The organism is Pseudoalteromonas aliena SW19 (assembly GCF_014905615.1).
Taxonomy (GTDB): Bacteria; Pseudomonadota; Gammaproteobacteria; order Enterobacterales; family Alteromonadaceae; genus Pseudoalteromonas; species Pseudoalteromonas aliena.
On the sequence record NZ_AQGU01000029.1, the window covers coordinates 537,612 to 557,687 of the forward strand.

A 20,076-nucleotide genomic window follows, 5' to 3' on the forward strand; every position below is an offset into this window, starting at 1 on the left:
TTAGTGGCTTGTTGTTAGGTGATAATGTTAATTTAAGCTCATAGATTTAAGTATTACGTCTTCATTTGACTGTGACTACAGTCGTCGTTTATAGGGCGATTATCAAGGCGTTTCTAGTCTTCGACCTTAAGTATATTAAATTAGCTATTTATTTTTGTTATCTTAAAATGGAAAAAAAATGAAAAAAATTATTGGCTTTAGCGCCATAGCACTTGCTGTTTTAAGCGGTTGCTCGAATACGTCTCCTATCTCTCAAGCACCACAGGCTTCTTTACTGTCAGACACTTTAGTTGTTAGCTCGAATGACAATCGTCAATACAAAACTCTTAAGCTAGCCAACGATATTGAAGTTATTTTAGTTTCAGATCCAAGCGCAGAAAAATCAGCAGCTTCATTGAGTGTTGGTGTCGGCTTGTTACACGATCCTATGTCGCAACAGGGAATGGCGCACTATTTAGAGCATATGTTGTTTTTAGGCACTGATCGCTACCCTGATACCAAAGGGTATTCTGATTTTATGACCAAAAACGGGGGGGCGCACAATGCGTATACATGGCTTGATATTACGAATTACATGTTTAAAGTTAATAACGATGCGTTTGATGAAGGGTTAGACCGTTTTGCTGATTTTTTTAAAACACCTAAGTTATACCCTGAATACACAGATAAAGAAAAAAATGCAGTAAATGCTGAGTGGTCAATGCGTCGCGAAATGGACTTCTTTGGGCAATTTAAATTAGCCCGTAAAATGATGGGTGAACACCCAGCAAATCGTTTTTTAATTGGTAACTTAGAGACATTAGGCGACAAAGAAGGGAGCTCGCTTCATAAAGAAACAGTTGATTTTTATAATCAATATTACTCTGCAAATATTATGAAAGTTGCGCTTATTTCAAATTTAACGATAAGTGAAATGGAGCAAAAAGCACAAAAATACTTTGCTGATATAGAAAATAAAAATATCGACAAACCAACAGTGACAACAAAACTTGATTTTGATAACGCAGGCGGTAAGCGTGTATTTTATGCGCCAAATGAAGATGTAAAACAGTTACAACTCGATTTCACTATTGCTAATAATAATAGTGAATTTGCAGTTAAACCAAACCGCTTTGTAGCCTATCTATTAAGTAACGAAATGCCAGGTAGCCCAGCACAACTGCTTCGCGACAAAGGTTGGGTATCTCAGCTTTCAGCTTCATCAGCACCTAATCAATATGGTAACTACGGGTCATTAAGTGTAAATGTAGAGCTGACAGATGAAGGTATGAAGAATCGCGAAATGATTGTCGCAACTATTATGCAGTACATCGATTTAATTAAACGTGAAGGCGTAGACAGTAAATACTTTAACGAAATTCGCACGTCACTCAGTAATCAGTTTAAGTTTTTAGAAAAAGGTGATGAGTTTAATTATGTCAGCGCACTTACGCAAAGCATGCAAGATTATCCTTTAAATCACGCGATTAATGCGCCTTATCATTATGCGAAGTTTGATGCTGATGCGGTAAATAAAGTATTAGAGCAGTTAAATGCCGATACGCTTCGCATTTGGTATATTTCACAGCAAGAAGAAACAGATTCGAAGCTACATTTTTACGATGGTAAATACCGTATTAGTGATATTGGCGAACAAGAAATCGCCAGCTGGAATAAACCAAGTGAGTTTATGCTTGTACTGCCAAGCGTTAATAATTTATTACCAGAAAGTTTTGCAATCAAAACGCATGCATTTAAAGAGCAAAAACACCCTGAGCTGGCTTACGATAAAAATAGTGTAAAAGTATGGCGCCAAGCAAGTCAAAAATTTGCTGAACAACCAAAAGGTTTGGTTGAGGTGTACATAAATACAGAATCTGGTTTGAGCGATATTAAGGCGGAAGTTTTGTATTCTGTTTGGGCTGATTTATACAATATTCAACAAAGCCAGCTAAGCACTGAAGCAGCTGTTGCGGGTATGAGTGTGAGTCTTGTGCCTAGTAACGGACTTGTTTTATCGATGAGTGGTTTTACGGATAAGCAAAACGTTCTTCTAAAGCAAGCGTTAAGGGGGCTAAATAGTCATATTACAGCGCAAGCTTTCAATCAAGCCATTGACCGTTTTAAGCGAGACTTACTAAATGAGCAAAAGCAATTTCCATACGCACAAGCTTTTGGTGAATATTCAAAACTAATTCGTACAGGCAGTTTTGATACAGATGCACTTATTAAAACGGCAAATTCGCTTACCTTAACAAGCTTTAATGAATTAAAACAAAGCACATTGGCAAATAATGATTTACGTGTGTTTAGTTACGGAAATTATAACCAGCAAGATATTGATGCAATAGCGGGTGAGCTAGCCTCTATTTTACCTAACAATCATAAACATACTGATTTTGTTCGCAGTAAAGCATGGTTACCGCAAGCGGGTGAAACGCTTGTTCTACAAAAAGATATAGATGTAGCCGATGTTGCCGTCGTTGACATGACAATAAATCCAACCCCAGGCTATAAACAAAAAGCACAGGCTGCAATACTACAAGGCCATTTTAGTAATATCGCATTTGACAAAATGCGTACTGAAGAGCAACTTGCATACGCAGTAGGGGCATTAGCGCGCCCAATTGAAGAGTACTCTGCAATTGGTTTATTTATTCAAACGCCGGTTAAAGGGCCAAAAGAGATTCAAGCTAGGTTTGATAAGTTTAAAAAAGAATACGCAGTTGAGCTAGATAACATGACTGAAGAAACCTTTGCACAACTTAAAAACGCAACGCTTGTATCCCTCAAAGAGCAACCTAAGAACCTAAGTGATGAAATGGGCCCGCTTATAAGTGATTGGTACCGTGAAAACTTTAACTTTGATTCTAAGCAAAAGCTGATTAACGAAGTTGAAAAAGTAACGCTTGCTGACATAAAAGATTACTATAAGCAAACCATGCTTAACCCTAATGCCGCCCGTTTAAATGTGCAGTTACGCGGTACGAAGTTTATTGAAAGTGATTTTGCCGATTTACCAAATCAAACTAAAATCACAACGCTTGATGCCTATTACAAAGGTATAAAACTACAAAAGTAGCTAGTTAACTATTAACGCGTTAAAAATAAACCCAGTGTAGTTATACACTGGGTTTTTATTTTATAGCTATAAAGCAGTTGCTTAGCTGTGTGGCAAAAGCCTGAAGGTTTAGTACCAAACTGCATAAATCTTTGATCAATTTAACGAGTTAAATTGCACTATAACGTCGTTAAAAATTTTTCATTTAGAACAACTAGATACAAAAATTTTTGCCTAGTTCTAGCGTAATTTTCTTAACGTTAAATAGACCCCATATATAAGCAGATTGGTATAAGTATTTTAGTTTTGACACGCGAAAAGACATAAATAATTATGTTAAATCAAAGGGCTTGCTTCAAATAATAGAAAGGAGGGATTGACATTGAATGCAGTATTTAAAACAAACCGATTACTGTTGCGCCATGCAAATGCAAGTGATGCAGCTGTGCTACTAAGACTAGGGCGTGTTGATCTTTGGTGGGTGAATTTGCAGCAGACTGTTTGGTTTTTAGGCAAGGCAGAGCCTATGTAGTGTGGTTATTCCCCATAAATAGGCGATAACGCAGCATAAACACCAAACATGCGCTGCCCTTTGGGTTCTTTCTAGGGACGATTAACTCTTTGTTGCTCGGTTTTTACTTATTCTTACAGGGATGTAAGCCATTAGAGTAACGCAGGAGCAGTTACCGAGCCCACTAGGTTACAAACCTCGCGCCGTGATTTAATCGCCCCTAGATTGAACAAATTTCAATCCACAAAGGTCAACACGCCCTAGTTAATCAGGCTGATTTTATAAAGTACATTGGTGACAAAGCAATTTATACGCTGGATGATGCAAAAGATTATATTGAGCAGTCATTTATTGCAGCTCATAAAAATCAAGGCTTTGGGCCTTACATTATAACCTTGTATAACGATGTTGTTGTAGGCGTCGTGGTGCTTTATAAACGCTCGGCACTACAATATCCAGATTTAGGCTTTGCGCTTGTAAGCGGTTTTGAAAAAAAGGGTTATATTTTTGAAGCGGCTAATGTACTTGTGCAAAATATACATAAGTTAGGGATAACACAACTCAGTGCCATAACTTCAACGGACAACATGGCATCGCAAAATGTGTTAGCTAGGCTGGGATTTAGTAAAGTAGGTGTGGTAGTTATTAATAACGATAAAACCGCCGTTAACGTATTTTTACTAAATAACCAGAGCTCAGGTTAAATAATTAAAGCCTTGCGTGCTCTATTTTTTTTGCAACAGCTAGATTAATATTTAGCCATGTTTTTTCAAGTGTTGATACCAAACCGTCATAGCCGTCATCATCAATAGCCACTACATTTGAAAAATTATGAATGCTTACAAGGCGTCGTCCGGTTTCTGGGTGTGTATAGTACAAACGCCAAAGCCCCGAAATATCAGCATTGCCTTGCATATCACCATTAAAGTGGTGTATTTCGTACTCAAGTTCATAAAATGTTTGCTGATCGAGCTCGGTGATAACCGGTAACCCTTTTATTACCATCCAATTTGGCATGGCAGTAAAAAGAGTTTGTTGCGCTGAAGCAGTTAACATCACATCTGGCGATTCGCCCCACAAGTTGTAATTAGCAGCGTGAATTTGGTTACTGTCTAATTTCATAGCAATACCCACGTTATTTAAAGCCCCTCTAAGCACAACGGTTTGTATCCTTAATTGTGCATCTGTCTCGCTCACGTTTCTTGATGATTCGCCAATAGGTTGTTCAAATTGGTAATACTGTGTCGCGGTTTGTATTGATGAGCTACAACCAGCGAGTAGTAACAATAAGTTTGTAATTAAAAATAATGATTTCACTATCGTTTCCTTGGTTTTGGATCAGCCGGCAATGACTTATCAAAAATCAGCATATTTGGTTGCTCATTTAAGCCGCGAGTCAATGGCTGCAGCCCTTCGCTTAAACGTTTAAATTCTTTTAGAGTTTGCTGTATTTGATGATGAAGCTCAGAGCCTGCTTGATAACTGGCCATTGTTTTATCAAATTGGCGCATGGTGATTTCAAATTGCACCATGCTTTTTGTCATTTTTTCGAAGTTACGATTAAAGTCACCGGGTAAGTTTTGTGTATCTTTTTGGCTCAATAATTCGCGCATTTCATTCGCCAGTGCTTGGTAGTCTGTAAATGTCGCTTGCATCTGCGCTAGATTATCTTCAATTTTTAAGTTATTGACTTTATTTAGTACATCGGATACCTGGTCAGCGAGTACCGTTATACCGCTCGACACACTTGGAAAAACATCATACTGCACAAGTTTACCTAAATAGGCTTTGGGGGCATCAGGATATATATCAAAATCAACATACACTGCACCTGTTAATAAATTGCCAGGTTTTAACGAAGCGCGCATACCATTTTCAATCCAGCCATCAAGACTGCCTCGCCAAAACTCTTTGGCTGAAGCACTGTCGTGATATAAGCGTCCGTATTCTACTTTTATGAGTACCGGAACTGCCGTATTGTGATTTCTAAAATGAGCGGGTCTTCCATTAATAATAACGTTAGCAGGCGCTTCTACAACGGTACCAATACGCATACCCCGATACTCGACAGGCGCACCTGAGCGTAGACCGCGTACTGATTGTTCAAACTCAATGAGGAAGTAATCAAAATCATAAAAACGCTCTTCAAGTGCCTCTTTATAGCTTTGACTCAATGAAAAGCTATGGTCATCTTGGGCTATTTCTCCAGGGGTTTGTTGTTCAGGTAAACCAACCGATATACCGCCTTTTAAAAGTTTACTTAAAGAGCCTGTATTAATATTGATACCATCGGCAGATAGGTCAATTTGAATACCTGCATTTACCCAAAAAATGGAGTTTGTTGTGATCAAGTTTTGATAAGGTGCATTAATAAATACCCCGTATTTCATTGCTTGATTTTCCCAATCAAATACAGCAGTCTCTATTTGACCTATTTTGTAGTTTTTAAAAAATATTCCCGTACTTACATCCAGTACTTCGGCATTATAACTAAGGAGCTTAAAGCGCCCGCCTTTAACATCTTTACCAATTAAAGCAGGCTCGTCTTGTAATGTGAAAGTACGTTTCACGTTTTTACTTTCACCAGGTGAAAACTCTAAGTAAACACCCGATAAAAGTGTACTCATGCCACTGATGCCGGTTTCATCTATACGGGGTTTTACAACCCAAATTTTAGCGTCGTCAGTCAATAAGTTATTATAATTTTTATCTATTTGAGCACTTGCTATGACGCTATCTTGAGTGTCGGATAAACGAACGTGATCAATTTGACCTATCTTTACACTGCGGACTTTAATTTCAGTCTTACCTGCAATTATACCTTCTGCTTGTGGCATTTGGATAAAAATAGTTGGGCCTTTATTCGCTTGGTATTGATATAACATCCACATGCCAACTAACAGCGCAATTGCAGGAATGATCCAGATAGCGGAAATTTTTGGTTCTTTTGTTACTTCAGCAATCTCGGTCATGCTTTGTTCTCTGAGGTTTTATTTTTAGGTGAATCCCACAATAAACGGGGGTCAAAGGCATGCGCTGCCATCATTTGGCATATTACCATAACCGTAAAGAATACAATGCCTAATCCTGGGGTTACCGACATTAAATTACCTAATTGAACCAAGGCAACTAAAATAGCGACAACGAATACATCTATCATAGACCATTTACCTATGAATTCAGTTAATTGATAAATGCGGGTATACCCTTTCGTGTGCCTGTTTGCTGGCCGTGTAACCATAAAGCATAAAAAGCTTAGAACGAATGCTTTTGCTAGTGGCACAACGACACTGGCTAAAAATATAATAGCGGCTATAGGGTACGAGCCACTTTTCCATAGTGTGATTACACCACCAATTAATGTGGAAGGAGACTCATCACCTAAGCTCGTTGTGTGCATTATAGGTAAAATATTAGCTGGAATGTAGCACACAACAGAGGTTATTAACCAAGCGACGGCTTTTTGCACGCTATATGGATTTCGTACATATGTTTTAGTGTGACAGCGCTGACAAATATTGCTTGTACATAGCTGATGACACACATGGCATGCTTTAATATTTTCATCAATTGCACGTTTTGCATGTTCAGCCCCTGTCAGTATTTTTACTGGTTTTATTTGTGCCCATAAACGTGGCCGGTTTAAATGAGCAAGCGCGGCTATATACAAAATTACAAAGCATACGTACGCCCAGAAACTTGTACCAAAACTAATATCGGCTAACGACATAATCTTAACCATGCTAACCAGCACACCGATCAAAAATATTTCCGACATAATCCAAGGCTCTAACGCAAGGGTAAATTTTAATAGTCGTCTGGCAATCCCCTCTGGGAGAGTATTTAAGAGCCCAAGATGCAAAGGTATTAAAATAAGCAATAAAGCCATTGGTAGGGCAATAATACTCAAATCTATAAATAGACCAAGCAGTTCACTGTCATAGTTAAATAAAATTCGGGCCGCGTCGGGCAGGGTAATCGTTTGCGTTATTCCACTGCTACTAAAAGAAATAAAAGGGTAAAACATACTGCTTAGCAGCATTAATAAAGCACTAAAACTGAGGGCTACAATGCGGCTATCGTTATTCATATCAGCTTGACAAAGTTTATGGTGGCAATGCGGACATAGCGCCATTTGTTTTGCGATTATGCGAGGTATATCTATAATTAGGTCGCAACAAGGGCATACAGTTTGCAATGTGTGAGCCTAATGCTAAGTAGAGTGATTTAATTTTGCTATAAATTGAGTGTAAATACAAACTAGTTCAATCAAGAGTCAGTTCAAAAATTCAATTTTACGGTGGATAAAGACTCGCTTAAACATATTTCATATGCGTAAAAATACAAAGGATCGACAGTGAAAAACCTATTAATCGTTTTGGCCCTGTTAATGAGCACTAAATTACAGGCTTTGGCACAGTCGAGTAGCGTACAAAAGTCCGACAGTATAATCATCGCCGTCAGTCCTTATGTTGCTCCCTACGTAATACAAAAAAATGATTCAGGTATCCAATTAGAAATTATTAAAGCCGCATTTAAAAATCAAGGTATCAATAATATTTCAATCGAATATATGTCGAATAAACGCGCGGAGTACCAGTTAAACAATGGTGCTATTGATGTGGCAATGAATCATTCTAACTTTTATTTACCTGGTATTTATGTCAGTAAGCGTATTTTGAATTATCAAAATGTGGTTATCAGCCTACTCAAAAACAACTACACAATTAATTCTGTGTATGATTTGTCAGAAAAAAGTATATTGGCGTTTCAACATGCGCCAGCTTACTTACCGCACTCATTCAAATTGGCTTTGTATAAGGTTAGCTCTTATGAGGAAGTGATAAATCAAAGAGCACAGGTAGATCATTTAATGAAAGGGTGGGTAGACACGATTATTTTAGATAAACGTATATTTTTATACTATTTAAATGAGTATCGACAAACCAATGAAACATCGCATGTTGCGATTCATTCGATATTCCCAGAAGCACCACGACCGGCTTATTTTAATAGTAAAGTTTTACAAGAGATATTTGATGAGGGATTGACCAATATTATTGAAAATGGCCAATACCACAGCATTTTAATAAACCTTGAAGCGCAATATGCACAAAACCCTGAAGTTTCAAATTAATCAAGGTTAATTACGCTGCCCTTTGGGTTCTTTCTAGGGGCAATTAACTCTTTGTTGTTCAGTTTTCACTTATTCTTACAGGGATGTAAGCCATTAGAGTAACGCAGGAGCAGTTACCGAGCCCACTAGGTTACAAACCTCGCGCCGCGATTAAATCGCCCCTAGGTTGAACAAATTTCAATCCACGAAGGTCAACACGCCCTAGTCAAATAACGCCACTGTTTGGCGCGTAAGAGCGATTAACTCACCTGATTGTGACCATATACAACCATCTTCTAAGCCGTAACCATCTTTTGAATGATGCGTAATAGCTTCAAAGCCAAGCCATTCACCAGGTGCTAAGTTTGGCTCTTGCACAAACTCCAAATACCACGACATGCTACTTGCCGGAGCGGGTTGTTTAAACATTTGTAAAAGTGTTGGCGGCCAAGCATCAGTCAATGCAATTACATGGGCCTCTGTAATTTGCTTTGGGGTGTGCTTAAAGCGCATCCAGCCACCTAAATGAGAGGTTTCTGCACTACTAAATGGCATGCCGCCTTGTTGTGGGCACAAATCAACATGTTGAAAAAACTCAGGCATCTGATCTTTTATAAAAGGTAATGTGTAGCGTTCATCAACGGGTTTCAAACTAATTGACTTTGAGACGGGAACGTTAATAGCTGACTCCCTACTTTTGGCAAAACATGCCTGCACTATTACGCATACTTGTTCATTTTGAATTGCTTTAGCTAACACCTGCGTGCTGCTTTTACCTTGTCGAAGTATTTCTACGGATAAAGAAAAAGGGGTATCGGCAAGTAATGGCCCTACAAAATTGGTGCTGAGTGAAAGCAGTCGACGATCGTCTGTTACTTTACCTCTTATTGCTTGATATAACAGCGCAGCTGAAAGCCCGCCAAATGCGGTTCTGCCCTGACACCAATTTTCGGGGAACTGCATTGTAGATATTAATTGCTCAGTGTTTTTAGTGTTGCCTATCTTTGCTGCTTGCTCAAGTAATTGTTCAAAATGCATAAAGGTGTCCTTTTAAAGTGCGATTTAATAAATTTATAACATAACAAAACTAGTCAGACCAGTAATTAAAAGCAGTCCAAGCGGTGTAAAAATCATCATTCCTTACAATTATTAAGGTCATTTTGTAAATAAATTAAAAAAAATGAGTTTTTTTTCATTTTTACAGTTGAAATAAGTTTGCAGCAACCCTATTTACTAGTCATCGAACGTATTAACGAATATTGAAGTTGGAGAAATTTCATGGGTAAAATTATCGGAATTGACTTAGGTACTACAAACTCTTGTGTTGCAGTACTTGATGGTGGCAAAGCACGTGTTATTGAAAACGCGGAAGGCGATCGCACAACCCCGTCTATCATTGCTTATACGCAAGACGGTGAAACATTAGTAGGTCAATCTGCTAAACGTCAAGCGGTTACTAACCCGACAAATACCTTGTTTGCAATTAAGCGTTTAATTGGTCGTCGTTTTGAAGACGAAGAAGTTCAACGTGACATCGGCATCATGCCGTTTAAAATCATTAAAGCCGACAATGGCGATGCATGGGTAGAAGCGGGCGGCGAAAAACGCGCTGCACCACAAATTTCTGCTGAAGTACTGAAAAAAATGAAAAAAACAGCTGAAGACTTCTTAGGTGAAGAAGTAACAGAAGCCGTAATCACAGTACCTGCATACTTTAACGATTCACAACGTCAAGCAACGAAAGATGCTGGTCGTATTGCGGGCCTTGAAGTTAAACGTATTATCAATGAGCCAACGGCTGCGGCACTTGCTTATGGTATGGATAAAAACCGTGGCGAAAACGTAGTTGCAGTATATGACTTAGGTGGCGGTACTTTCGATTTATCAATTATTGAAATTGATGAAGTTGAAGGTGAGCACACTTTTGAAGTACTTGCTACAAACGGCGACACTCACTTAGGTGGTGAAGATTTCGATAACCGTGTAATCAACTACTTAGTAGCTGAATTCAAGAAAGATCAAGGCTTAGATTTAAAAAATGATCCGCTTGCAATGCAGCGTGTTAAAGAAGCTGCTGAAAAAGCAAAAATTGAACTTTCATCTGCACAGTCTACAGAAGTAAATCTTCCGTATGTAACTGCTGATGCATCTGGCCCTAAGCACATGAACGTGAAACTAACACGCGCTAAGCTTGAGTCTTTAGTTGAAGATTTAGTAACTAAAACAATTGAACCACTTAAACGTGCACTTGCTGATGCAGATTTATCAGTAAGCGACATCAACGACATTATTCTTGTTGGTGGTCAAACACGTATGCCTTTAGTACAAAAAATCGTTGCAGAGTTCTTCGGTAAAGAACCTCGTAAAGATGTTAACCCTGATGAAGCAGTAGCCGTAGGCGCAGCGATTCAAGGTGGTGTACTTGCTGGTGACGTTAAAGATGTACTATTACTAGACGTTTCTCCATTATCTCTAGGTATTGAGACTATGGGTTCAGTAATGACGGCATTGATTGAGAAAAACACGACGATTCCTACTAAGAAATCGCAAACGTTCTCAACAGCTGAAGATAACCAATCTGCTGTAACAATTCATGTACTTCAAGGTGAGCGTAAACGTTCAAGCGACAATAAATCTCTAGGTCAATTTAACCTAGAAGGTATTCGTCCAGCACAACGTGGTACACCGCAAATTGAAGTAACATTTGATGTTGATGCCGATGGTATCTTACATGTATCTGCTAAAGACAAAGATACAGGTAAAGAGCAAAAAATCACGATTCAAGCATCTTCTGGTTTAAGCGATGACGAGATTGAAGCGATGGTTCGTGATGCAGAAGCACATGCTGAAGACGATAAAAAGTTTGAAGAACTTGTTGCTGCTCGTAACCAAGCTGATGCTTTAGTTCACGGTACGCGTAAGCAAATCGAAGAAGCGGGTGATGCATTACCAAGCGAAGACAAAGAAGCGATTGAAGCGGCTGTTGTAGATTTAGAAGCTGCAATTAAGAGCGACAATAAAGAAGAGATTGAAGCTAAAACGCAAGCGCTTGCTGAAAAATCTCAAAAACTGATGGAAATTGCACAAGCGAAAGCGCAGCAAGGTTCAGCAGATGCAGGCGAACAACAGCAATCAGCTAAGCAAGATGACGACGTTGTTGATGCAGAGTTTGAAGAAGTGAAAGACGACAAATAATTGTTGCTACCGCTTCTTGCTAACCAAAAACACTTAACTACGTTAGATGTTTAGGTTAGGATGAACAATTGAGGCGCGCGAGCAATAGCTTGTCGCGCCTTTTGCATGTGTTTAAGGTTCAAAAATTCAATGATAAATCGATGCGATTTATCGGTTTATCCAGCAGCTTACGTTGCAAACAGAAAAGAGTAGTGTGATAGATATGTCAAAACGCGATTATTACGAAGTCCTCGGCGTAAGCAAAGATGCGAGTGAGCGAGACATAAAAAAAGCGTATAAACGCTTAGCGATGAAATATCATCCAGATCGTACCGCAGGCGATAAAGATCTCGAAATAAAATTTAAAGAAGTTAAAGAAGCATACGAAATATTAACCGATGATCAAAAACGTCAAATGTATGACCAACATGGTCATGCAGCCTTTGAACAAGGTGGCGGTGGAGGTCACGGTGGTTTTGGTGGCGGACATGGCGACTTTGGTGATGTATTTGGCGACGTATTTGGCGATATTTTTGGTGGCGGCGGTGGTCGACGTCAATCTCGTCAGCAACGTGGTTCCGACTTACGTTACAACATGGACTTAAGCTTAGAAGAAGCTGTTCGTGGTAAAGAAGTTGAAATTAAAGTGCCAACATGGGTTGGTTGTGAGCCGTGTGATGGCAGTGGTGCTAAAGCAGGTTCTAAACCTAAAACATGTACTACGTGTCATGGTGCTGGCCAAGTGCAAATGCGCCAAGGTTTCTTTGCTGTTCAGCAGACCTGTCCAACGTGTCAGGGGCAAGGTCAGATTATTTCAGATCCTTGTAATAAGTGTCACGGTCAAGGTCGCGTAGAAAAAACCAAAACGCTTTCAGTTAAAATTCCAGCCGGTGTTGATACAGGCGATCGTATACGCTTAACGGGCGAAGGCGAAGCTGGAATGCATGGTGCTCCGGCGGGTGATCTGTATGTACAGGTGTCGGTACGAGAACATAAAATATTTGTGCGCGAAGCGAATAATTTATACTGTGAAGTGCCAATTAGCTTTACGACAGCAGGTCTTGGTGGCGAAATTGAAGTGCCAACGCTTGATGGTCGTGCAAAACTTAAAATACCTTCTGAAACGCAAACGGGTAAAATGTTTCGTATGCGTGGTAAAGGGGTTAAGTCAGTACGCAGTGGTGCTCAAGGCGATTTAATTTGTAAAGTAGTCATTGAAACGCCAGTTAATCTTAACGAACGTCAACGTGAATTACTGACTGAATTAGATGAAAGCATGGGTACAGATAGTTCGAAAAACCGCCCTAAAGAGCAAGGTTTTTTTGATGGTGTTAAAAAGTTTTTTGATGATTTAACTAAATAATTTTACGTTAAGTAAATAAAAACGACGCTTTTTAGCGTCGTTTTTTTTGCTTTAAATATAATTTTTGTTACTGTAAATAAAAACACCATTAAATATTATGACACCAGCAATAGCGTTACTCAAAAAGCAAAAAATCTCTTTTGAACTGCTAAGTTATGAACATGATACGAGCAATAGTCATTATGGGCAGGAGGCCGTTGAAAAGTTAAACTTAAAGAGTGAACAAGTATATAAAACGATTGTATTAGAAACATCTGAGAATGAATTGATCGTTGCAATCACTCCGGTATCTCAACAAGTTAATTTAAAAAAATTGGCAAAATTGTGTAGAACAAAAAAAGTCGCGATGGCAGCAGCACAAAAAGTTCAAGCAAGTACAGGGTATATTTTAGGAGGAGTGAGTCCTCTTGGTCAGAAGAAAAGATTGCAAACATTTATACATCACAGTGCACTGCAGTTTACCCATATATATGTAAGCGCGGGTAAACGTGGTTTAGAGGTGATGCTAAAAACAGCGGACTTAACTTTGCTAACAAATGCGAGCTTTGAGGATTTTTAGTATGGAGATCCATAGTTACAATTAAGAGTTTGCTGCTTTGATGAATGTTAACTACAGTCAAGTTAACCTACTTGTTGAAAGCTTCGGTGTTATCTATGAATTTTTCTGATATTAATTATTTTGCAATACTCGTGGCTGCACTCTCGTCGTTCATGCTTGGTGATATTTGGTATTCTAAAATCATGTTCAAACAGGCGTGGTTAGAAAGCTGTGGTTTAACGGAGCTTGATTTACAATCAGCAAACCCTAAATGGATATTTGGCGGTAGCTTTGCCTGTGTGTTTTCGGCTGCATTTATATTGTGTCTTTTTTTGGGAAATGACGCAGGAGTAGCTCAAAGTATAGGCACCGGTTTCGCTATTGGTTTATTTTTGGTAAGCAGTTCGCTGGGTTTGAGTTATATATATGAGCAACGCCCAGCTAAATTATTCTTAATTAATAGCGGCTTTTCTATTTTACAATTCTCCTTAATGGGCTTTATTTTAGGTGTTTGGCCATGACGTTATGCATATAATATAAATAATTTGCTTACTGATTTTTAATACGGTTAGTATTTTTACTCGATATATTACAAAAGTTTAATATTTAAAAATTGGCTGTTAAACAATGAAAATACTGGTTGTCGACGATATGCCGTTAATACGTCATGTATTAATAAATATGCTTAGAAAGTTACAGTTTGACGATCTTGTTGAAGCAACTGACGGAGTTCAAGCGTTTGCTTTACTGCATCAACAACATTTTGATCTACTCATTACAGATTTATATATGCCAAAAATGGATGGTAAAGTTTTACTTAAACGAATTCGTGATGATGAAAAGCTGGCATCTCTGCCTGTTCTAATTGTGACATGTGAAGATAGCTGTGAAGCTGTTAAAGAAATAATTGCGGCTAAAGTCTCTGGCTTTATTATTAAACCATTCAATTTAAAAGTATTATCAGATCATCTAAATCTCATTATTGCAGACGCCAATAAAAAGTAATGCTGTATTTGCTTATACCTATTTTAATTTTAATTGATAGTTATTTACTCTAAACTTACCGACCTCAAAGAGGGCAGTATTGTGAATCAATGGAGGAAAAATGGCTAAACCTAATAAAAAAGGGCCGACAAAGACAGTTGATATTTTTTGCTCTGCTTGTAGGGCTTCATTATTTAAATACCGAAAAGGCGGAAAAGGGGCTTTAGTTAAGTGTTTTATAGAGCGGATCAGCCAAGATTTTACCAAAGAGCCTTGTATTTGCCCTCAGTGTGATCGCCTTTTTGCAAGAGTTACGATAATACGAGGTACCCCTGCCTATAAAATAATTGGCGGGAAAGTGACATTTTAATAAACAGGTTATTGATAAACATTCGATGCGGACATATGGCCTTGTTAGAATTTACCATACTGATAAGATCCCTCGGTTTTGCTGTTTCAATGAATGAAAAAATACCCTCCCCATGGATCGGGCCAGTTTTTTGGGTTATTTAAAAATGGATAAAGGATAGTTTCGTGATAGCACTCTTATTTGACATCATAGGTATGACAGGTACTTTTTTGGTCGTTGGTTCATTCTTTTTACTACAGCTAGGTAAAACATCTCCAACGAGCTTGATGTATAATATGATGAATTTAACAGGGGCAATTTTATTATTAATTAGTCTTTGTTATAACTTTAATTTAGCCAGTTTTGTGATTGAAATTTTCTGGATTGCGGCTTCATTAATTGGTTTATATAAATACGTTAAAAACAGATCAACTTCAGCTAAAAATTAAGCACTTTTAAGGCTTGATACCAAACTGCATAAATCTTTGATCAATTTAACGAATTAAATTGCACTATAACGTCGTTAAAAATTTTTTATTTAGAACATAGATACAAAAAATTTTGCCTAGTTCTAGCGTAATTTTCTTAACGTTAAATAGACCCCATATATAAGCAGATTGGTATAACAGATCGCTGTAGACACCTTGTTTACGGCGATTTTTGTTTTTAAATACGAACAATACACTTGTTAACAAAAAGTTTATATCGCTGCAAGATTTTAGCCGTTACACTAGCGTCTTAAAATTCTCTCGGTTATTTTTTTGCGAGCTGTTAATGTACTCCTTTTCTAAAAAAATCATTAGTATAGGTATATTACTCATACTTATATTAGTTGTTACGTTTTGGCTTGGCCGTGCTCATGATGTTGGGCAAGCAGCGCTTCAGGCCAAGCGTCAAGTAACTCAATTAAACAATTATATTGATACGGAACTTGCCCGCTTTTCTGCCATTCCTCAGTTGCTTACGCATAACGAGTCGTTGGTTAATTTTCTCAACGGTGAACAACAGCACTACAGCGCTATAAATAATTACCTTGCTGATATTCAACAAGCCAGTGGGGCATCAGATGTGTTTGTTCTGGATCCGCAAGGTGCTGTAGCGGCAAGTAGCAATTGGCAGACTGATTATTCTTTTTTAGGTAGCAATTTTGCTTTTAGGCCTTACTTTAAGCGCGCATTTGCAGGTGAAACTGTTGCTTATTTTGCATTAGGTATGCGTTCTGAGGAACGTGGTATTTATTTTTCTCAAGCTGTTTATAAACAGAGCCAAGCGATTGGTGTTGTTGTACTAAAAGTGAATGTAAATAAGTTCGAAAATGACAGAAAGCTTTTAAATACATCACAAGGTAGTCATTTTTATTTACAGTTAGCAGACGAAATTATTGCAATGTCAGATGTTGAACAATGGCGCTTAAATAGTTTTACTCAGCTAGATATTACAGCACGGCGTGATATTAAATCTCGTCGAGCCTATCTGGACCATCAACCTAAATACATCAAGCAATTTCAATTTAGTAATGAAGGCATTACACACTTTAAAATAGACAAATCATTGTATGTTACAGCAGCCATGCCTCTGCGTTATTTCAATGCCACTATGCACGTACTTGTCGATATATCTAAAATTAATGCTGCACAAGTGCCTCGCTTATTTTGGGCGTTTTTTATCTATAGCTTACTCATTATTATTGGCTATAGCTTATTAACACGTTTTGCTGGGTATAAAAAATTATTGTATTCACGGCACAGTTTAGAGCTTGAAGTGATAGAGCGAACTCAAGCTCTTGAAAAAGTACAAAGTGCCTTGGTTCAATCGGCTAAGCTTGCCACCATAGGGCAACTTAGTGCGGGTATCAATCATGAAATTAATCAGCCGCTTAGTGCAATAAATACCTACCTCGCTAGTGCTAAACGTTTATTGGGCAAAGGCAATATTTCGGCTTTAGATGAGAGTTTAACTGTTATTGCAGGGCTCGTTGAACGTGTGCACAAAATAGTTGGCCAGCTTAAGCATTTTAGTAAACCATCAGATATGCAATTAAGGCCTTATCCTTTAGCTGGCTTATTAAATAATGCATTAATGATATCAAGTGCACAATTAAAGCAAGACAACATACATGTTGATCCTCCAAGTTTTAATGAAAATATTATCGTTTGGGTAGATGCACTTAAATTTGAGCAAGTACTGGTTAATTTAATTACGAATGCGAGCCAAGCGATGAGTAACGCTGCTGTTCGTAATTTAAGTTTTCAGGTGGAGAGTTTTGAAGAACGGGTAAAGTTATCCATTTTAGATTCGGGTTCTGGCATAGAGCAACATGCATTCGGGAACCTGTTTGAGCCTTTTTATAGTACTAAGTCGAGTAATGGTTTAGGGCTTGGTTTATCTATATCAAAGCAGATAATTGATTCATTTAACGGCTGCTTGAGCGCGCATAATCGGGTAGAAGGCGGAGCTGAATTTATAATCAGTCTGTCAAATAAGCAGGAAGGCAAACATGATTAATAGCTCATCGTGTAATAACATTATAGTCATTGATGATGAAGCAATGATCAGAGATTCTTTAAAGCAATTGCTAACCCTCGAGGGGTACATCGTTGAATGCTTTAATAACGCAAGTACGGCCCTTAGTAAACTTAACCGACGTTTTACTGGGATCGTTTTGAGCGATATAAATATGCCGACTATGGACGGCCTAACACTTTTGGAGCAAATAACCGCTTTTGATAGTGAGCTTCCTGTTATCTTTTTAACAGGCTACGCTGACGTATCCATTGCTGTCAAAGCAATGCAATTAGGCGCATATGATTTATTTGAAAAACCGGTTAATGAACATCTGCTAGATTGTATTGCAAGGGCATGCGACAAACGCAGCTTAGTTATGGAAAACCGCGCATTAAAAGTTGCCGTACAAAAAACGTCAGCACCCGGTGTGCGTATATTGGGTGATACGCCTAAAATGCAAGATATGATGCACTTGCTAAACACGATTATAGATACGCCAACAGATGTCATGATTGAAGGTGAGACAGGGACAGGCAAAGAGCTTGTAGCACGTTACCTACACGACCAAAGTAATCGCTCTAGTTGTAACTTTGTTGCTATTAATTGTGGTGCTGTACCAGAGCAATTAATAGAAAGCGAATTGTTTGGTGCAGCAAGTGGTGCATACACGGGCGCGACGCAGAGCCGAAAAGGCAAGTTTGAATATGCTCAAGGTGGTACAGTATTTTTAGATGAAATAGAAAGCACCCCAATGTCACTGCAAGTTAAGTTACTGCGCGTATTAGAAGAGCGAAAAGTGACCCCCGTAGGTGATAATAAAGCAATTGATTTAGATATAAGGATTGTGGCAGCGAGTAAAGTAAACTTACTTTCGCTAGTTGAAAACGGTCAGTTTAGGGCTGATTTATATTACAGACTGAGTTTGGTCAACGTTACTATTCCGCCATTACGCTCTCGAAAAGCCGACATATTACTTTTGTTTAAGCACTTTAGTTCTATTGCTGCTACTCGCTATCATAAACCGCCTGCAGCAATTAGTTCTGAGATACAACAGCGTTTAGTTGCATATGATTGGCCTGGCAATGTCAGAGAACTCAGAAATCAAGCAGAGCGAGCCGTATTGCTCGGTGCTGAGCTTGCCTTTGCAGAAGTCAAAACACAGCAGTTTGGTGGTTTATCTGCCGATTTGAGTTTATCCGAAAAAGTGTCTTTTTATGAGCAGTCACTCATTGAGTACGCGCTTGAGCAAAATCATGGCAGTATTAAAAACACGATGGAAACACTACAAATAGCACGAAAAACACTTTACGATAAAATGAGTAAATACAACCTCAACAGAGATATGTTTACCGATTAAAATGGGTGGATTTGGTGACACTACTCACTTTTTTAATGTGTGCTGATCCGCACGTTTTTATTAAAACTTAATAGTTTATATTATCAAGTTATTGAAATGATGAGTTTTTATATACTTGGCAGTAAAGTTGCCTTATTAGCACTACAACAAGTAGATTCTAATAATCAGGGCGCACAATGACAAAAACTACACACACTCGTATTTTATTACTATCAATTGGCTGTTTAGCCACATTTTCCCACACCGCTTTTGCTACAGATTACACTGTTTACGGTAAAGCCGAAGTGCAAATTGCCACTACTGATACGGGCATAATGCGTTATGTCAAAGAAGGTACTCAAATTGAGGCGCCATACTCACGTATAGGCATTAAAGGCGCACATAAATTAAATGAATATTTAACTGCGGTTTTTAAATATGAAGTACAAGTTAAGGGCTTTGAAGAAGATGATACACAAGAGCCATTCACTGCACGTAATACTTACTTAGGTTTAAAAGGTGCGTTTGGTGAGGTCGTTGTAGGCAGAAACGATACTCGATTTAAGTACTCAGAAGGAAAGCTTGATAATTTTAACGAAACGCAAGCAGATATAGCACAAGTTATTGCAGGGCAGGACCGACTTGGCGATACTATTAGCTATACCTCAAACTCTTGGCATAATACGCAGTTTTCTTTTACTTATGCCCCAAAAGACGATAATAAAGACAACAAAGCAGGTTACGCTGCCACATTTATTTATGGCGACCGTAATTTAAAAAATACGCCGTACTATATCTCTTTAAGTCGAGTTGATTCACTTAATAATATAAAAGCAAATCGTCTTGCTGGTGTTTATAAATTTGAACAATTACAACTAGGTGTACTATACCAGCATTCTGAATCGGTAGATGGTACTAAATCGGGTAATGGTTATGTGTTAAGTGCCAGCTATACACTTGATAAGTGGGTGCCAAAAATTCAGTTTGCGAAGGATGATTCAGCGCTTCGCCAACAGACTGATGCAACTCAATGGACTACTGGTCTCGACTATGTATTTGATAAACAAACTACCGCTTATCTACTGTATACCGATTTAGACTTGGACGAAAATACAGACAGTAGTGTTGCACTTGGCCTTAAATATAAGTTTTAGGAAAAA

Annotated in this window: 18 protein-coding genes; 14 read left to right on the forward strand and 4 right to left on the reverse strand. The window is 38.3% G+C overall.

Annotation, left to right across the window (positions count from 1 at the left end):
* Nucleotides 1-178 precede the first annotated feature (178 nt).
* The 3 genes from PALI_RS18750 (at nucleotide 179) to PALI_RS18760 (ending at nucleotide 4,255) form a co-directional block, all read left to right on the forward strand.
* Complete coding sequence (locus tag PALI_RS18750; RefSeq protein WP_193156584.1) at nucleotides 179-3,061, forward strand: insulinase family protein; 2,883 nt, start codon at nucleotides 179-181, stop codon at nucleotides 3,059-3,061.
* A 355-nt stretch (nucleotides 3,062-3,416) separates the two neighbouring features.
* Nucleotides 3,417-3,572, forward strand: a complete 156-nt coding sequence (locus PALI_RS18755; RefSeq protein ID WP_193157069.1) for a hypothetical protein — start codon at nucleotides 3,417-3,419, stop codon at nucleotides 3,570-3,572.
* A 218-nt stretch (nucleotides 3,573-3,790) separates the two neighbouring features.
* On the forward strand, nucleotides 3,791-4,255 hold the full coding sequence (locus PALI_RS18760; RefSeq protein WP_226894586.1) for a GNAT family N-acetyltransferase: 465 nt from the start codon (nucleotides 3,791-3,793) through the stop codon (nucleotides 4,253-4,255).
* A 4-nt stretch (nucleotides 4,256-4,259) separates the two neighbouring features.
* Here the strand turns inward: PALI_RS18760 and PALI_RS18765 are convergent, their stop codons facing one another.
* The 3 genes from PALI_RS18765 to PALI_RS18775 are packed head-to-tail and all read right to left on the reverse strand — an operon-like array spanning nucleotide 4,260 to nucleotide 7,686.
* Nucleotides 4,260-4,868, reverse strand: coding sequence for a PqiC family protein (locus tag PALI_RS18765; RefSeq protein ID WP_193156585.1), 609 nt, complete (start codon nucleotides 4,866-4,868; stop codon nucleotides 4,260-4,262).
* Nucleotides 4,868-6,523: an intermembrane transport protein PqiB gene (pqiB, locus tag PALI_RS18770; protein WP_193156586.1), complete on the reverse strand. Its 1,656-nt coding sequence runs from the start codon at nucleotides 6,521-6,523 to the stop codon at nucleotides 4,868-4,870. The genes PALI_RS18765 and pqiB overlap by 1 nt, the downstream gene beginning before the upstream one ends.
* A complete protein-coding gene (locus PALI_RS18775; RefSeq protein WP_264299783.1) occupies nucleotides 6,520-7,686 on the reverse strand; it encodes a paraquat-inducible protein A in 1,167 nt (388 codons plus the stop codon). Before PALI_RS18775 ends, pqiB begins: the two co-directional genes overlap by 4 nt.
* Nucleotides 7,687-7,941: 255 nt before the next feature.
* Here PALI_RS18775 and PALI_RS18780 point away from each other — a divergent pair, with 255 nt between their 5' ends.
* Nucleotides 7,942-8,688 carry a type 2 periplasmic-binding domain-containing protein gene (locus PALI_RS18780; RefSeq protein ID WP_193156588.1) on the forward strand — a complete coding sequence of 249 codons (747 nt, stop codon included), beginning with the start codon at nucleotides 7,942-7,944 and terminating at the stop codon, nucleotides 8,686-8,688.
* 201 nt (nucleotides 8,689-8,889) lie between these two features.
* Here PALI_RS18780 and PALI_RS18785 read toward each other — a convergent pair whose 3' ends face one another.
* Nucleotides 8,890-9,705, reverse strand: a complete 816-nt coding sequence (locus PALI_RS18785; protein WP_077535124.1) for a thioesterase family protein — start codon at nucleotides 9,703-9,705, stop codon at nucleotides 8,890-8,892.
* Nucleotides 9,706-9,945: 240 nt separating this feature from the next.
* Here PALI_RS18785 and dnaK point away from each other — a divergent pair, with 240 nt between their 5' ends.
* The 10 genes from dnaK (at nucleotide 9,946) to PALI_RS18835 (ending at nucleotide 20,070) form a co-directional block, all read left to right on the forward strand.
* Nucleotides 9,946-11,862, forward strand: coding sequence for a molecular chaperone DnaK (gene dnaK, locus PALI_RS18790; RefSeq protein ID WP_077535125.1), 1,917 nt, complete (start codon nucleotides 9,946-9,948; stop codon nucleotides 11,860-11,862).
* 202 nt (nucleotides 11,863-12,064) lie between these two features.
* Nucleotides 12,065-13,204 (forward strand): molecular chaperone DnaJ, encoded by a 1,140-nt coding sequence (dnaJ, locus tag PALI_RS18795; protein ID WP_077535126.1) that lies wholly within the window; start codon nucleotides 12,065-12,067, stop codon nucleotides 13,202-13,204.
* Nucleotides 13,205-13,301: 97 nt separating this feature from the next.
* On the forward strand, nucleotides 13,302-13,763 hold the full coding sequence (ybaK, locus tag PALI_RS18800) for a Cys-tRNA(Pro) deacylase (RefSeq protein WP_193156589.1): 462 nt from the start codon (nucleotides 13,302-13,304) through the stop codon (nucleotides 13,761-13,763).
* A gap of 95 nt (nucleotides 13,764-13,858) precedes the next feature.
* Complete coding sequence (locus PALI_RS18805; protein WP_077535128.1) at nucleotides 13,859-14,263, forward strand: DUF1761 domain-containing protein; 405 nt, start codon at nucleotides 13,859-13,861, stop codon at nucleotides 14,261-14,263.
* Between the two features lie 106 nt (nucleotides 14,264-14,369).
* Nucleotides 14,370-14,747: a response regulator gene (locus tag PALI_RS18810; protein ID WP_182702701.1), complete on the forward strand. Its 378-nt coding sequence runs from the start codon at nucleotides 14,370-14,372 to the stop codon at nucleotides 14,745-14,747.
* Between the two features lie 100 nt (nucleotides 14,748-14,847).
* Nucleotides 14,848-15,096: a hypothetical protein gene (locus tag PALI_RS18815; RefSeq protein ID WP_193156590.1), complete on the forward strand. Its 249-nt coding sequence runs from the start codon at nucleotides 14,848-14,850 to the stop codon at nucleotides 15,094-15,096.
* Between the two features lie 164 nt (nucleotides 15,097-15,260).
* The gene (locus PALI_RS18820) at nucleotides 15,261-15,524 is read left to right on the forward strand and encodes a CBU_0592 family membrane protein (RefSeq protein ID WP_138585296.1); all 264 of its coding nucleotides are present in this window, start codon (nucleotides 15,261-15,263) and stop codon (nucleotides 15,522-15,524) included.
* A gap of 325 nt (nucleotides 15,525-15,849) precedes the next feature.
* Nucleotides 15,850-17,580, forward strand: coding sequence for a sensor histidine kinase (locus PALI_RS18825; protein WP_193156591.1), 1,731 nt, complete (start codon nucleotides 15,850-15,852; stop codon nucleotides 17,578-17,580).
* On the forward strand, nucleotides 17,573-18,937 hold the full coding sequence (locus PALI_RS18830; protein ID WP_193156592.1) for a sigma-54-dependent transcriptional regulator: 1,365 nt from the start codon (nucleotides 17,573-17,575) through the stop codon (nucleotides 18,935-18,937). The genes PALI_RS18825 and PALI_RS18830 overlap by 8 nt, the downstream gene beginning before the upstream one ends.
* A gap of 176 nt (nucleotides 18,938-19,113) precedes the next feature.
* Nucleotides 19,114-20,070: a porin gene (locus PALI_RS18835; RefSeq protein WP_138583850.1), complete on the forward strand. Its 957-nt coding sequence runs from the start codon at nucleotides 19,114-19,116 to the stop codon at nucleotides 20,068-20,070.
* The last annotated feature ends 6 nt before the right edge of the window (nucleotides 20,071-20,076 follow it).

Excerpts from the sequence above, each read along its gene's own strand:
- PALI_RS18805 (WP_077535128.1), top strand. The coding sequence starts at position 13,859 with ATGAATTTTTCTGATATTAATTATTTTGCAATACTCGTGGCTGCACTC.
- PALI_RS18810 (WP_182702701.1), top strand. The coding sequence starts at position 14,370 with ATGAAAATACTGGTTGTCGACGATATGCCGTTAATACGTCATGTATTA.
- PALI_RS18785 (WP_077535124.1), bottom strand. The coding sequence starts at position 9,705 with ATGCATTTTGAACAATTACTTGAGCAAGCAGCAAAGATAGGCAACACT.
- PALI_RS18825 (WP_193156591.1), top strand. The coding sequence starts at position 15,850 with ATGTACTCCTTTTCTAAAAAAATCATTAGTATAGGTATATTACTCATA.
- PALI_RS18780 (WP_193156588.1), top strand. The coding sequence starts at position 7,942 with ATGAGCACTAAATTACAGGCTTTGGCACAGTCGAGTAGCGTACAAAAG.
- ybaK (WP_193156589.1), top strand. The coding sequence starts at position 13,302 with ATGACACCAGCAATAGCGTTACTCAAAAAGCAAAAAATCTCTTTTGAA.
- PALI_RS18750 (WP_193156584.1), top strand. The coding sequence starts at position 179 with ATGAAAAAAATTATTGGCTTTAGCGCCATAGCACTTGCTGTTTTAAGC.
- dnaJ (WP_077535126.1), top strand. The coding sequence starts at position 12,065 with ATGTCAAAACGCGATTATTACGAAGTCCTCGGCGTAAGCAAAGATGCG.
- PALI_RS18835 (WP_138583850.1), top strand. The coding sequence starts at position 19,114 with ATGACAAAAACTACACACACTCGTATTTTATTACTATCAATTGGCTGT.
- PALI_RS18830 (WP_193156592.1), top strand. The coding sequence starts at position 17,573 with ATGATTAATAGCTCATCGTGTAATAACATTATAGTCATTGATGATGAA.
- PALI_RS18775 (WP_264299783.1), bottom strand. The coding sequence starts at position 7,686 with ATGGCGCTATGTCCGCATTGCCACCATAAACTTTGTCAAGCTGATATG.
- dnaK (WP_077535125.1), top strand. The coding sequence starts at position 9,946 with ATGGGTAAAATTATCGGAATTGACTTAGGTACTACAAACTCTTGTGTT.
- pqiB (WP_193156586.1), bottom strand. The coding sequence starts at position 6,523 with ATGACCGAGATTGCTGAAGTAACAAAAGAACCAAAAATTTCCGCTATC.
- PALI_RS18815 (WP_193156590.1), top strand. The coding sequence starts at position 14,848 with ATGGCTAAACCTAATAAAAAAGGGCCGACAAAGACAGTTGATATTTTT.